The organism is Specibacter sp. BI4 (genome assembly GCF_056680095.1).
The window spans coordinates 937,686-950,404 of sequence record NZ_CM155265.1; the positions used below are offsets into that span (position 1 = coordinate 937,686).

General features: G+C 67.2%; 12 protein-coding genes. 7 read left to right on the top strand and 5 right to left on the bottom strand.

The window, feature by feature from the left end:
* Genes AC1L6K_RS04405 through AC1L6K_RS04415 form a run of 3 tightly spaced genes read left to right on the top strand, consistent with a single transcriptional unit; the run spans window position 1 to window position 3,115 of the window.
* On the top strand, window positions 1-618 hold the full coding sequence (locus AC1L6K_RS04405; protein ID WP_480951510.1) for a TetR/AcrR family transcriptional regulator: 618 nt from the start codon (window positions 1-3) through the stop codon (window positions 616-618).
* The gene (locus tag AC1L6K_RS04410; protein ID WP_480951511.1) at window positions 615-2,216 is read left to right on the top strand and encodes a glycerol-3-phosphate dehydrogenase/oxidase; all 1,602 of its coding nucleotides are present in this window, start codon (window positions 615-617) and stop codon (window positions 2,214-2,216) included. The genes AC1L6K_RS04405 and AC1L6K_RS04410 overlap by 4 nt, the downstream gene beginning before the upstream one ends.
* On the top strand, window positions 2,213-3,115 hold the full coding sequence (locus AC1L6K_RS04415; RefSeq protein ID WP_480951512.1) for a diacylglycerol/lipid kinase family protein: 903 nt from the start codon (window positions 2,213-2,215) through the stop codon (window positions 3,113-3,115). Before AC1L6K_RS04410 ends, AC1L6K_RS04415 begins: the two co-directional genes overlap by 4 nt.
* Here AC1L6K_RS04415 and AC1L6K_RS04420 read toward each other — a convergent pair.
* Complete coding sequence (locus AC1L6K_RS04420; RefSeq protein WP_480951513.1) at window positions 3,112-3,732, bottom strand: hypothetical protein; 621 nt, start codon at window positions 3,730-3,732, stop codon at window positions 3,112-3,114. The genes AC1L6K_RS04415 and AC1L6K_RS04420 overlap by 4 nt on opposite strands.
* A 43-nt stretch (window positions 3,733-3,775) precedes the next feature.
* Window positions 3,776-4,564 (bottom strand): isocitrate lyase/PEP mutase family protein, encoded by a 789-nt coding sequence (locus AC1L6K_RS04425; RefSeq protein WP_480951514.1) that lies wholly within the window; start codon window positions 4,562-4,564, stop codon window positions 3,776-3,778.
* A 77-nt stretch (window positions 4,565-4,641) separates the two neighbouring features.
* On the opposite strand from AC1L6K_RS04425, the gene AC1L6K_RS04430 reads away from it, so the two are divergent.
* Both AC1L6K_RS04430 and AC1L6K_RS04435 read left to right on the top strand, forming a co-directional pair.
* Window positions 4,642-5,838 carry an MFS transporter gene (locus tag AC1L6K_RS04430; protein WP_480951515.1) on the top strand — a complete coding sequence of 399 codons (1,197 nt, stop codon included), beginning with the start codon at window positions 4,642-4,644 and terminating at the stop codon, window positions 5,836-5,838.
* Between the two features lie 55 nt (window positions 5,839-5,893).
* Window positions 5,894-7,081 (top strand): serine hydrolase domain-containing protein, encoded by a 1,188-nt coding sequence (locus AC1L6K_RS04435; RefSeq protein WP_480951516.1) that lies wholly within the window; start codon window positions 5,894-5,896, stop codon window positions 7,079-7,081.
* Here the strand turns inward: AC1L6K_RS04435 and AC1L6K_RS04440 are convergent.
* Complete coding sequence (locus tag AC1L6K_RS04440; RefSeq protein ID WP_480951517.1) at window positions 7,078-7,983, bottom strand: phosphatase PAP2 family protein; 906 nt, start codon at window positions 7,981-7,983, stop codon at window positions 7,078-7,080. The two genes, AC1L6K_RS04435 and AC1L6K_RS04440, sit on opposite strands and share 4 nt — an antisense overlap.
* 74 nt (window positions 7,984-8,057) lie before the next feature.
* Between AC1L6K_RS04440 and AC1L6K_RS04445 the strand changes: the two genes are divergently transcribed.
* On the top strand, window positions 8,058-9,032 hold the full coding sequence (locus AC1L6K_RS04445; protein ID WP_480951518.1) for an o-succinylbenzoate synthase: 975 nt from the start codon (window positions 8,058-8,060) through the stop codon (window positions 9,030-9,032).
* 71 nt (window positions 9,033-9,103) lie between these two features.
* On the top strand, window positions 9,104-10,843 hold the full coding sequence (gene menD / locus AC1L6K_RS04450) for a 2-succinyl-5-enolpyruvyl-6-hydroxy-3-cyclohexene-1-carboxylic-acid synthase (protein ID WP_480952697.1): 1,740 nt from the start codon (window positions 9,104-9,106) through the stop codon (window positions 10,841-10,843).
* A 115-nt stretch (window positions 10,844-10,958) separates the two neighbouring features.
* Here menD and AC1L6K_RS04455 read toward each other — a convergent pair whose 3' ends face one another.
* Both AC1L6K_RS04455 and AC1L6K_RS04460 read right to left on the bottom strand, forming a co-directional pair.
* Window positions 10,959-11,762, bottom strand: coding sequence for an amino acid ABC transporter ATP-binding protein (locus AC1L6K_RS04455; RefSeq protein WP_480951519.1), 804 nt, complete (start codon window positions 11,760-11,762; stop codon window positions 10,959-10,961).
* Window positions 11,759-12,682: an amino acid ABC transporter permease gene (locus AC1L6K_RS04460; RefSeq protein WP_480951520.1), complete on the bottom strand. Its 924-nt coding sequence runs from the start codon at window positions 12,680-12,682 to the stop codon at window positions 11,759-11,761. The genes AC1L6K_RS04455 and AC1L6K_RS04460 overlap by 4 nt, the downstream gene beginning before the upstream one ends.
* Between the last annotated feature and the right edge of the window lie 37 nt (window positions 12,683-12,719).

A 12,719-nucleotide genomic window follows, 5' to 3' on the forward strand; every position in this document is an offset into this window, starting at 1 on the left:
ATGAGGTCACAACGTACCAGCGTGCAGGTTGATGGGAAGCTCCTCACCGCCATCCGGGACTCGGTGGTGCTCCACGGCGTCAGGCGCACCACGGCCAATGACATTGCCGAACGGGCAGGCATTTCCCGCATGACGTTTTATCGCCGCATGGGATCTGTGGAGAACGCCGTGCTGGCGGCCCTGACAGAGGAGTTCCGCAGCTACACCGGCGCTGTGCGGACGGGCGCGCCCGCCGGCTCCGGACGCGAGCAGCTGGTGCACTTCGCCGTGGAAAGCGTGCGGGTGTTTGCGACATCGGAGCTGCTGGCCTCGATCGCCGAGCGCGACCCGGAATTCCTGATCCCCTATGTCACTGACAGGTTCGGGGCGAGCCAGCAGCTCATTCTCGAGCAGCTGCAGGCACTGCTCGACACCGGTGCCGACGACGGCAGCATTGAGCCGGCGGCGGGCACCGCAGTCACGCTGCTGCTCGCGGTCCAGGGCGTTGCCCTGTCCTCGCGGGTGCTCCTGAAGATGGGCGCCTTCGACGGCGCGCTGGCGGAACTGGTGAAAATGCTGGAACGCTACCTCACACCCGCGGCAACCGGCGGCGTTGTTGAGGAGCCGAAAGGGACATGACCATGGACGCCACAGCCAACCAGGCCAACCCGAGCTGGATCAATGACGGAACGCGCCGGCGTTCGCTGGACCACGTGGCAGGCCACACCGTGGATGTGGCCGTGGTGGGCGGGGGCATCACCGGGGCGGGGGTGGCCCTGGATGCGGCGAGCCGGGGCCTGAGCGTTGCGCTTCTGGAGAGCAGCGACCTCGCCTCCGGAACCAGCGGCTACAGCTCCAAGCTCATCCACGGAGGGCTGCGGTACCTGGCAAAAATGGACTTCCCCGTCGCCTGGGAATCGGCAGTGGAGCGGCGCTGGCTGATGAGCCGGATCGCCCCGCACCTGGTCCACCCGCTCGCCTTTGTCATCCCTGACGCCCGCAGCGCACCCGTCTGGGAAGGTCTGGCGGCCGGGGCCGGCGTCGTCATTTACGACGTGTTGCGCAGGCTCTCCGGGCTGGGCAGCACGGTGCTGCCGCGCCCCCAGCTGCTCTCCCGCCACGCGGTGGGCGCCTTGGTGCCGGCGCTGGACGGGAAGGCGCTGCGCCGCGGCTATCTCTACTGGGACGGGCAGCTGGCCGACGACGCCCGGCTGGTTCTCGGCGTCGCCCGGACAGCCGCGGGCCTGGGTGCGCACATTTTGCGGGACGTGAAGGTTGCGGCATTGACCGCCGGGAGCGTCGACGCCGTTGACACCAGGACGGGTGCGCCGGTGCGCGTCCAGGCCCGCAGCGTGGTGAATGCCACGGGGGTGTGGAGCGCCGATTTCGAACCGCAGCTGAGCGTGAAACCCAGCCGCGGCACGCACCTGGTGGTCCGGGCGGAGCGGCTGGGCAATCCCCACGCAGCCCACACCGTCGCGGTGCCGGGTCACTTTGGGCGGTACGTTTTCGTCCTGCCCCAGCCCGGCGGCGTCGCCTACATCGGGCTCACCGACGAGGAAGACCACACGGCCGACGGGCACCATCCCCGGGTTCCGGAGCACGACGTCGACTTCCTCCTTGACATTGTCAACACCACCTTGGCCGTGCCGCTGGCTCGCGATGACGTTGTGGGCACCTTTGCCGGGCTGCGGCCGCTGGTGGAAGTTGCAAAGGGCCACGGCGCTGCGGACACCGGGGGCACGGCCGACATTTCCCGGCGGCACCTGGTCCGGGACGTCCCGGGTGCACCCATCACGGTGGTCGGCGGGAAAATGACCACCTACCGGCGCATGGCCCAGGACGCGGTTGACGCCGTCACTTCCCGGCTCGGCACCGGGGCGCCCTGCCGCACCAAGACGCTGCCGCTCGTGGGCGCCGGATCCGTGCAGCAGCTCGGCGCCGTTGCCGCCCCGGCACGGCTGGTGGCGAAATACGGCACCGAGGCTGCCGCCGTGCAGGCGCTCGGACGGCAGCTCCCGCACCTTGCTGAGCCCTTGTTTGACGGGACGGACATCACCGGCGCGGAACTGCTGTTCGCGGTGCAGGCGGAAGGGGCCGCCAGTGTGGAAGACCTGCTGGAACGGCGCACCCGGCTGGGGTTCGTACCCGCCGACGCGAGGAAGGCCCGGGGGCCGGCCGCGGAAATTCTGGCGCTCGCAGCATCGCTGGCCGCTGGTGAAGGAGCAGGCAGGTGAGCGTCGTGGCGGGCGGAAGCGCCCTGCTTCTGGTCAACCCGACGTCGGGCCGCGGGCGCGGCCTGCGGCTGCTTCCGCGGACGGCCCAGGCCTTGCGGGAGGCGGGTTTTTCCCTCGAAGTTTCGGTCACGGCCGGTTTGGCGGACGCCACGGCACAGGCGCGCGCGGCCGCACCGGGCAGCCTCGTGGCTGTCCTGGGCGGGGACGGTTTCCTTGGGGCCGCCGCCGCAGGGGCACGGGAGTCGGGCGCCGTCGTGCTTCCCCTGGCCGGGGGCAGGGGCAACGACACGGTGCGGCGGCTGGGGCTGGCACTTGACCCGGTCAAGGCGGTCCGAAGCCTCGACCGGCTGACGGTGCGCAGACTCGACCTGGGGATCGCCAACGGGCGGCCCTACCTGGGTGTGGCCAACGCCGGTTATGACGGCCTGGCCAACGAATACGGCAACAAGGCGCGCCTGAACCTGGGACCGTTCGTGTACCTGTATGGCGGGATCAAGGCCTTCCTGGAATGGAAGAACGTGACGTTGACAGTGGGTGTGGATGGCAGGGAGACAAGCTTCCCGGGCTGGCTTGTCGCCGTCGGCAATGTGGGCCAATACGGCGGAGGGCTGCGGATCTGCCCGCAGGCCAAGGCGGACGACGGCCTGCTCGACGTGGTCTCCCTGGGCCGGGCCACAATTCTCGGGGTGGCGGCCACATTTCTGCGCTCCTACCGGGGCGGCCACCTGCGGCAGTCGAACGTCAGCTTCACGCGGGGGAGCACTGTGGTGATCAGTGCCAGCAAGCCGTTGAACCTCTACGCCGACGGCGAGAAGGTGGCAGCGCTGCCGGCGGTGGTGGAAATCGTGCCCCGGGCAGTGAAGTTCCTGGTCCCTGCGGACTCCCCGGCGTTTTCCTAAACCGCTGCCTGTCCCGCGGGCTCTGCGGGCTCAGCCGGCGTGCCGGCGGCTTCTGCGGCGCGGCCGCGGGCAAGGAACGGCCACGCAACTGTCAGGGCGCCGAGAATGAAAAGGAGCAGCGCCTCGCCAGGGAATTCAAGGACGCGCAGGGCAACCGCGACGGCGAGGTAAGGCAGGGCCGCCCATTTCAGCGGCGTGTGCTTCAGCCGGCTTCCCCAGGCAAAAAGCATGATGGAAAAGTACAGGCTCAGTTCAAAGCGTGCCGACCACTCGACAAAGAAGAAGATGGCGCCCAGAATGACCATGACCCCAGCCGCCGAGACGGTCTGCCGGCGTGCCTCCATCCGGCTTGCGGAGGATTGGCTCGCAACAGTCCTGCGTGTAAGGGACAGCGGCAGCCAGAGCAGCACGGCACAGATGGCCGGAATCAGCGGTGCCAAAACGAACACGGGCGTGCTGATGGCGGCGGGGTTGCCGGAGCCCAGGAACAACAGCAGCCCCGAGAACAGTGCCCCGAGGCCTGCCACTGTGAAGATCAGCCCGTTGACCGCGGGCGCCTCCTGTGCCGCGATGGCAGATTGGTCGACAACAGGATGGGCAGCGGAGGAGGACGTCATGGGTCAATCGTCGCAGGTTAAGGCGGTACACCCGCACCGGGGATCAGTTCAAGGGCCGGGTGCCTTCCGGCAGGGCGCCGTTGTCCATCAGTGCGGTGGCGGCGTCGGCCAGGGCGGTGAGGGCGACGCGCTGCATCCACGGGCCGTAGGAGATCCTGGCGACGCCCAGCTCCTGCAGCTTGGCCGGCGTGAGTGAACCCGGCACGTTGATGACGCTCACCTTTCCATGCCCGATGCCGGCCACGAGTGCCTGCACTGTGGGTTCGTCGAGCTTGCCGGGGACAAAGACGCAGGAGGCGCCCACATCCAAAAAGGCCCGGCCCCGCTCGATGGCGGCCGCAAGCACCTCGGCGGGGTCCTTGTCCGCGCCGAGGAGGAACGCGTCGGTGCGGGCGTTCAAGACGAAGTCAATGCCCTCGGCAGCCCCGGCGTCTGCGGCCTGCTTCATGCGGGCCACGGCCTCGGGCAGCGGAATCATCTGGTCTTCGATGTTGGCGCCCACCACGCCGGCCGCAACGGCCCTGCGGACTGTTTCGCCCGGATTTCCATAGCCACGGTCCAGGTCCGCAGTGACGGGCAGCTCAGTGGCTGCAGCGATGCGGCCCACGGCCTCGAGCATGGTGGCCAGGGGGATATGTTCGCCGTCCTCGTAGCCGTGGGACGCGGCGATCGAGTGTCCGGCCGTTGCCAGGGCCCGGGTGCCGGGGAGGTCGGCAATGACCTTGGCGCTGACCACATCCCACACATTGGCCAGCTGCAGGACTTCCGGGGCTTGGTGGAGGCGGAGGAATTCGGTGGCCTTGGACGATGAGTTCACAGTTGTGGGGGTCATGGCCCCAGCGTAGCCCGGGCACCCGGATTCCGACACCCGGATTCCGGCTGAAGGTGCCCGGGTCTACAGTGGAGCCAGTGAGCAAAAACTCGAAACCCGGCGACTTTAGCCTGTGGTCCATTGCCATCCCGGCGTTTGGGCCGTCATTGTTGTTTGGCATCGGTGAAGGGGCGATTCTGCCCGTCATTCCACTGAGTGCCCGCGACATGGGTTCGTCCCTGGCCGGGGCGGCCCTGGTGGTGGCCCTGATCGGCATTGGTTCGCTGGTCAGCAACATTCCCGCCTCAATGATCACCGCCAAATTTGGTGAGCGGATCGGCATGGTCGGGGCGGCGGCCCTGAGCCTGACAGCCCTCATGCTGTGCGTTTTTGCCACCGAACTCTGGCTCTTTGCGGCAGGGATATTCCTCATTGGTGCGGCCTCGGCCGTGTTCAACCTGGCCCGCCAAAGTTATCTCACCGAGGCCGTTCCGCCGTTCCTGCGGGCACGCGCCATGTCGACGCTGGGCGGTGTCGGCAGGATCGGCTTGTTTGCCGGACCGTTCATTGGTGCACTGGTGATTCACCTGGTGGGGCTCGTCGGAGCCTACTGGGTGGCCGCCGCTGCCATGGCCGCCGCCGGGGCGCTGGCCCTTTGGCTGCCGGACCTTGTCAGCGACCATGGCACCAAGGTCTTGGGGCCTGCACCCACCCTGCGCTCCCTGATGGCCGCACACAAGAGTATTTTCCTTAGTGTGGGGATCGGGATCTTGTTTGTCAGCGCAGTGCGGTCCGCCAGGCAGGTCGTGGTGCCCCTGTGGGCCGACAACCTTGGCTTGAGCCCGGCCGCCACCTCGCTCATCTACGGAATGTCCGGGGCCATTGACATGTTGGTCTTTTATCCGGCCGGGAAGGTCATGGACAGGAAGGGGCGCACCTGGGTTGCCGTCCCGTCGATGGTGTTGATGGGCGTTTCCCTGCTGCTGATGCCGCTCACAACAGGGGCCGTGTCGCTGTTGCTGGTGGCCCTGCTGATCGGTTTTGGCAACGGCATCGGGTCCGGGCTGATCATGACCCTGGGCGCCGACTATGCACCGCGCCATGGGCGGGCCCAGTTTCTGGGCATGTGGCGCTTCATCTCGGACATTGGCGGTTCCGGCGGGCCCGCCATCCTTGCCGGCCTGACGGCGGTGGTGACCTTGTCCTTCGGCATCGCCGCCACCGGCCTGTTGGGGCTGGCGGCCGCTGCCGTGCTGGGACATTCGGTGCCCCGCCACAAACCGATCGAGCGCTGAGCGCAGCCGAAAGAAATTTGTTGACGTCCGGGGCGCGGCCGCGAATCATGGGATCATGAGCGCACAATTTGAACCGGTATGGCGTGCCCTCGAGGAAAAGACGGCCTCGGGCTGGGCGCCAGGACTGGTGGCCGGCATCAGGCACCGCGGGACCACTGAAATATTCGCCACAGGTGTGCGCACGCTGGGGCTGGACGCGCCGATGCGCGCGGACACACCATTTCGGATCGCCTCGCTGGGGAAGCTTGTCGCGGGGGCGCTGGCCGTGTCAATGATTGCCGACGGCAGCCTGGCACCGGATGACCCTGCCGATGTGTGGCTGCCCGAGCTTGCCTACCCCCGCGTGCTCACCAGCCCTGACGCCCCGCTGGAGAGCACCGTCCCGGCTGAGCATGAAATCACCGTCCGGCAGCTGCTGACCCTCACCCACGGCATGGGGGTCACCTTTGACGACACCCCGCTGGCACGGGCCATGGACGCCGCCGGCCTGCTTACCGGAGCCCGCCGGCACACCATGACGGCCGACGAGTACATGTCCCGCATCGGCGCACTGCCGCTTGCCCACCAGCCCGGCACCAGGTGGAGCTACCACGTGGGCAGCGACATCCTCTCCGTGCTGCTGGCCCGGACCGGCCAGGCCCCGCTGCACCAAATCCTGCGCGAACGCATCACAGGCCCCCTCGGCATGGACGCCACCGGCTTTTTCGGCGACCCCCGCGAACTGCCCACCGCCTATCAACCAACGACGGCGGGACTTGCCGTTTTTGATGAACCCGACGGACAATTTTCGCAGCAGCCGCCGTTTGAATCGTTCGGCGGAGGCCTGGTGTCCAGCGTTCCCGACTATCTGGCATTCCTGGCGGCCCTGGCCGACGACACCCTGCTCCCCGCCGAACTGCGCGCCGAAATGACGAAGGACCAGCTGACCGCCGACCAGAAGGCGGGCCTGGCCGGCATGGTGGAACCCGGCGCTTCCTGGGGCTGGCAGGTGTCCGTGGAAACGGCCCATCCGGAAACGGCCGAGCAGCAAACCGGGGCGAGGGAGCCGTGGAGTGCCCCCGGCCGCTACGGCTGGAGCGGCGGTTCCGGGACCACCGCCTATGTGGACCCGTCACGGGACCTGATTGCGGTGCTGTTCACCCAGCGCCTCCTGACAGGTCCCGACGAAGACTTTTCCTACTTTTGGAAACCCCTGGCCGCTGCACTCAAGGACGAGCCGCACCCGGGCGGGGCACAGGGCTAACGCCGGGAACGACTCCGGGAACGCTGTCGGACCGGCAGGGTCAACAACAGTGTGCCGGCCACCGTCAGCCCGTAACCGACAACGACAATCTGGCCGACCCCGAGCAAAAAATAGCTGGTGGTGCTGGTCCCGGAGACCGAGCGGAGGATCAAGGCCGCCGCCACGCCGGCAATCAGGGCGAACAGCGCGGCCAGTCCCGGCCACCAGCGCGAGGAGGCCCAGTGCTCGTCCGCGCCCAGCCACACATTCCAGTCCGGCCCCGTCCGCATGACAACGAGCGCGGCCAGGGCGGTCCAAAACGCCACAACAAAGAAGGCGGCCAGGACGTCGGAGGGCCGGTGCCACTGGTTGATCAGCGTGGAAATCCCGGCAACGACGGCGTAGCTGCCGCCAACAAACGCCGCGGCAGGGCGCCACCGCGGCGAAACGACAAGGAACACGGCGGCCGCGGCGCTGGCAGCCATCGTACTGTGGCCCGACGGCAGCGAATTCAATGCCAGCGTGTTGACGCCAAGGTCGGGACGGTCGGGCAGCCCGGCCTTGATCAGCTGCGTGGACAGGTTCGCGGCGGCCATGGCAACAATGGCAAAACCGGCCGCTTTCCACCGGCGGCGGGCGAGTGTGACGAACAAAATCACGAGCACGGCGATGACCACGGACGTGGCCGGAAGCAGGTCAAGCACCTGGGAAGCCTGTAAGCCAATGCGCCTGCCGGCTACGGCGGCCTCAACCAGTGCCGACTCGTCCATGTATTGGCCAGCGGTGGTTTTGATGAAAAACCTGAAGCTGGCAGCCATCCCGGCCAGGCTGATCAACGCCGCCAGCACAAACGGCCAGGCGGCAGGGCGCGCAGCAGCACGGCGGTGCGGGCCTGAGCGGTGGGCGGCGGCATGGTTATTCATCGCCTCTAGGTTCCCACAGATTCATGGGAGCTTGCTGACGCCGGGGCGGCCGGCCCTGGGGCTACAGTGAAGACATGTTTTCACTCCCGCCGCTGGACCAGCTTGTTGCCGCCGCCCATGTAGTTTCGCTGCCCATGCGGGTGAAATTCAGGGGGGTGGAAACCCGTGAGGTGATGGTGTTTGACGGTCCTGCCGGGTGGGGTGAGTTTGGTCCCTTTCTTGAGTACGACGACGAAGAGTCGGCCAGGTGGCTGGCGTCGGCTGTGGAGGCCGGCTGGCTGGGGCACCCCGAACCGGTGCGCAACTGGATTCCCGTCAACGCAACGCTTCCGGCGGTTTCCGCCGACCAGGTGCCCGAGGTGCTGTCCGCCTTTGACGGCCTGCACACAGTGAAGGTCAAGGTGGCCGAGGCCGGGCAGTCGCTGTCGGAGGATGCGGCCAGGGTGGGGGCCGTGCGGCACCTGCTGCCCGAGGCCAAGATCCGTGTTGATGCCAATGGCGGCTGGTCGGTGGGGCAGGCAGTGACAGCGCTGCGCATGCTGTCGGTTTTTGGGCTTGAATACGCCGAACAGCCAGTCGCCACGATTGCCGAGATGGCCGCTGTGCGCAGTGCCCTCAACGGCACGGTGTTGATTGCGGCGGACGAAAGCGTCCGCAAGGCAACCGACCCGCTGGCGGTGGCCCGGGCGGGGGCGGCAGACCTCATCGTCGTCAAGGCGGCGCCGCTGGGAGGCGTGCGGCGCGCCTTGGAGATTGTGGCTGAAGCGGGACTGCCAGCCGTGGTGAGCTCGGCACTCGACTCGTCGGTGGGGATCGGCACCGGCCTGGCGCTCGCCGCCGCCCTGCCGGAGCTGCCTTATGCCTGCGGACTGGGCACCGTGTCGTTGATGGCCGCGGACGTGGCCTCGCCCAGCCTGGTGGCTGCAGTTGGCGGCATGGCAGTGCGCGACGTCGTGGCCGACCCGGAACTGCTGGCCCGGTTTGCGGCCACCGCGGAACGGCGCGACTGGTGGCTGGAACGCCTGCGCCGCTGCCACGCCCTCTTGTAAGCGCCAGTGTCCCCCACTCACGGCCGTCAGCACTGGTGGCTAGAGTTGGGGCTGTGACTTTACTTAGCTCGATGGATGCCGCCCGTTTCGTTGTCGATGCCCTGGAACGGGCAGGGGTTGGCCAGGTTGTGGTGGCCCCGGGCTCCCGCAGCGCCCCCCTTGTCTATGCCCTGGCCGAAGCTGAAGCCGACGGCAGGCTCAAAATCCACGTCCGCACAGATGAGCGGGTGGCCGGGTTCACGGCCCTGGGCCTGGCCCTTGGCGCCCGTGCCGCCGTGGCGGTTGTGACGACGTCCGGAACCGCCGTCGGCAACCTCCTGCCGGCAGTGATGGAGGCCAACCACGCAGGAACTCCCTTGGTGGTGCTTTCCGCGGACCGGCCCGAGGAGTTGCGCGGCACGGGTGCAAACCAGTCGACGCAGCAGCTGGACCTCTTTGGCGACCACGTGCGTTTTGCCACGGATGTGCCGGCCGGAGTTGACCCCTCCAGTGCGGTCTCCACGGCGCTGAGTGCTGCCCGCGGCCGGCTGCAGGACATCCCCGCAGGACCGGTGCAGGTGAACCTGGCCTTCCGCGACCCGCTGACGCCTGCCCTTGACGGTTCCGAATGGGAACGGCTGCTCCCGGTTATCGACCCCCTTGCTGCCGCTCCCGCTGAGGGTGGTGCCGGACCGGCTGGCAGCATTGTGGCCGGAGCCGTTGCGGCGGGCCCGGAAGCCCTGCCGTCGACGAGCCACCGGACGGTCGTCGTTGCCGGGCACGGGGCCGGCCCGGAGGCTGAACACTTTGCCCGCATGCTGGGTTTGCCGCTGCTGGCGGAGCCGTCATCCAACGCCCGGTTCGGGCCCAACGCCATTGGCCCCTACCGGCTGCTGCTGGAACAGTTCGGGCCCGACAGCCCGCACCCGATCGAGCGGGTGGTGCTCTTTGGCCGGCCAACGCTGTCGCGGCAGATCAGCCGGCTGCTGGCCCGGACGGAGCTGGAACGGGCGTTGTTCCTGCCGCGGCCCGTTCCCTGGTTTGAGGCCGGGCGTCGCACCGAATTGGTTTTGACCCAATGGGACCAACTGCTCGGCTTCGCCGGGCACGGCCCCGACGGTTGGCTGCGGGCGTGGCAGGACGCAGCCGACAGGGCCGAAACCGCGCTCGATGCCGTCCTGGCCGCAACGGCAGCCGGCGCCGCAACGACCGCCGACGCCGGCGAGCTGACGGGACCGCAGGTGGCGCGCGCGATCTGGGCCAGGGCACAGCGGGACCCGGGCAGCAATCTCATGCTTGGCTCCTCCAACCCCGTCCGCGACGTTGAATTGGCGGGCCGGCCCACGGCTGAAAACAATGTCACGGTGTACGCCAACCGCGGCCTGGCCGGCATCGACGGCACCGTCGCCACGGCAGCCGGCGTGGCACTGGCCACGGGCCGGGCCACCCGGGTGCTGCTGGGAGACCTGACCTTCCTGCACGATGCCGGCGCCCTCAACATCGGCCCCACCGAGCAGATGCCCAGCTTGCAGGCCATCGTGCTCAACGATGCCGGCGGGGGCATCTTCTCAGTCCTGGAGCACGGAACCCTGGCGCAGGCACCCAACTACGCCTCCGCCGTCGAACGCTTCTTTGGCACACCACACACGGTGCAGCTGGGTGCCTTGGCGGAAGCCTACGGCTGGGGCCACACGCTGGTGCGCACCCCGGCCGAGCTCGACGCCGCGCTCGCCGCACCTGTCCAGGGATGCTGCATCGTGGAGGTCTCGGCGAGCCGCGGGGGCCTGCGGGAACTCCACGCCCGCATCGCGTCCGCACTGGGGCGCAACTGAGCGCCTCGGCGGGGAGCGGGACACACACAGCAATGCAGCCCGCAGCGGTGGCCGGACGCCGGTGGTGATTCGGCAATTCTCAACGACTGCTGCGGGCTGCTGGGGCCGCGTGGAATTAGAGGACGCGGCTGAGGAACTCCTTGGTCCGGTCATGCTGCGGGTTGGCGATGATGTCCCGCGGATTGCCGCTTTCCACGACCACGCCGGCATCCATGAAGGTCAGGGTGTCACCGACCTCGCGGGCAAAGCCAATCTCGTGGGTCACCACAATCATTGTCATGCCCGACTTGGCCAGGTTCTTCATGACCTCGAGGACATCGCCCACAAGCTCTGGATCCAGTGCCGATGTGGGCTCGTCAAAGAGCATCAGCTCCGGTTCCATGGCCAGTGCCCGGGCAATGGCAACACGCTGCTGCTGCCCGCCGGAAAGCTGTGCCGGGTAGAAGTTGGCGCGGTCCGACAAGCCCACCATTTCCAGCAGCTCATGGGCCTTCAGCCGGGCTGCCGCCTTGGACTGGCGTTTCACCTGGGTGGGCGCCTCGATCACGTTTTGCAGGGCAGTTTTGTGCGGGAACAAGTTGAAACGCTGGAACACCATTCCGATTTCCCGGCGCTGGCCCGCGATCGCCTTGGTGTTCAGGTCGTGCAGCTTGCCGTTGACCTCCTTGTAGCCAATCAGCTCGTCGTGGACGTAGATGCGCCCCGCACTGATGGTTTCCAGAAGGTTGATGCAGCGCAGGAGCGTGGATTTCCCCGAACCCGAGGGGCCGATGATCACCGACACCTCACCCGGCTGCACTGTCATGTTGATGCCCTGGAGCACGTGGTGGTCGCCAAAGAATTTATGGACGCCCTGAATCTCCACCAGCGGTTTTACGCCGGCGGGAGCCTGCTTTGTTGATGAGGTGGTGTCGGTCATGGTGTCCCGCCTTCAGTGGTTCCGTCGGTGCGGGGAGGGTTGGCATGGGCCGCAGCAGCTGCCGCGGTCGCCTTGACAGGAGCCTTCATGACGTTGTCAACACCCTTGCCAAAATGCCGCTCAACATAGTACTGGCCCACCATCAGCACCGAGGTGATCAACAGGTACCAGAACGCGGCAACCATGAGCAGGGGGATGGGCAGGAAGGTGCGGCTTGCCAGCGCGTTGGTCACAAATGTCAGGTCGAGGGTGAACGGGACGGCCAACACCAGCGAGGTGGTCTTGAGCATGCCGATCGTCTCGTTGCCCGTCGGCGGGATGATGACCCGCATGGCCTGGGGCAGGATGATCCGCCACATGACCTTTGACCTGCGCATGCCGAGCGCCTCGGCCGCTTCCATCTGCCCGTTGTCCACGGACTTCAGCCCTGCCCGGAAGATCTCGGCCAGGTAGGCCGATTCGTTCAGGCCCAGGCCGACGATCGCGGCAACTGTGGCATTGATGACTGTGGCCGTGTCCCAGGAGAACAATTCCGGCCCAAAAGGCACACCAACAATGATCTTGGGATACAAGGCTCCGACGGAACCCCAAAACAGGAGCTGCGTATAAATGGGTGTGCCACGGAAGAACCAGACCCAGACCCAGGACACATACCTGAACAATGGGTTGTCCGACTGGCGCATGAAGGCCAACAGGATCGCCAACACGATAGCGATGACCATGGCTGTAACTGTCAGGATGAGCGTCCAGCCCACACCCTGGATTACCAGGACGTCAAAGAGATACGTTCTAAAGGTTCCCCAGTAAAACTTCTCGTTCGTGGTCATCGACTGGATGACCAGGATGACCGCCAGAAGGATGACGGCGGCACCGACCCACCGCCACGGATGCCGGACGGGAACTGCGTCAATCAGTTCCACGTCGGCACCCGGGCGGGTGGAGGGCCGGCGTGACTTG

What these genes read in the sequence shown, in the direction of transcription:
- AC1L6K_RS04420 (WP_480951513.1), bottom strand. Translation starts at nt 3,732, where the DNA reads ATGACGTCCTCCTCCGCTGCCCATCCTGTTGTCGACCAATCTGCCATC.
- AC1L6K_RS04440 (WP_480951517.1), bottom strand. Translation starts at nt 7,983, where the DNA reads ATGAATAACCATGCCGCCGCCCACCGCTCAGGCCCGCACCGCCGTGCT.
- AC1L6K_RS04425 (WP_480951514.1), bottom strand. Translation starts at nt 4,564, where the DNA reads ATGACCCCCACAACTGTGAACTCATCGTCCAAGGCCACCGAATTCCTC.
- AC1L6K_RS04405 (WP_480951510.1), top strand. Translation starts at nt 1, where the DNA reads ATGAGGTCACAACGTACCAGCGTGCAGGTTGATGGGAAGCTCCTCACC.
- AC1L6K_RS04435 (WP_480951516.1), top strand. Translation starts at nt 5,894, where the DNA reads ATGAGCGCACAATTTGAACCGGTATGGCGTGCCCTCGAGGAAAAGACG.
- AC1L6K_RS04410 (WP_480951511.1), top strand. Translation starts at nt 615, where the DNA reads ATGACCATGGACGCCACAGCCAACCAGGCCAACCCGAGCTGGATCAAT.
- menD (WP_480952697.1), top strand. Translation starts at nt 9,104, where the DNA reads ATGGATGCCGCCCGTTTCGTTGTCGATGCCCTGGAACGGGCAGGGGTT.
- AC1L6K_RS04445 (WP_480951518.1), top strand. Translation starts at nt 8,058, where the DNA reads ATGTTTTCACTCCCGCCGCTGGACCAGCTTGTTGCCGCCGCCCATGTA.
- AC1L6K_RS04455 (WP_480951519.1), bottom strand. Translation starts at nt 11,762, where the DNA reads ATGACCGACACCACCTCATCAACAAAGCAGGCTCCCGCCGGCGTAAAA.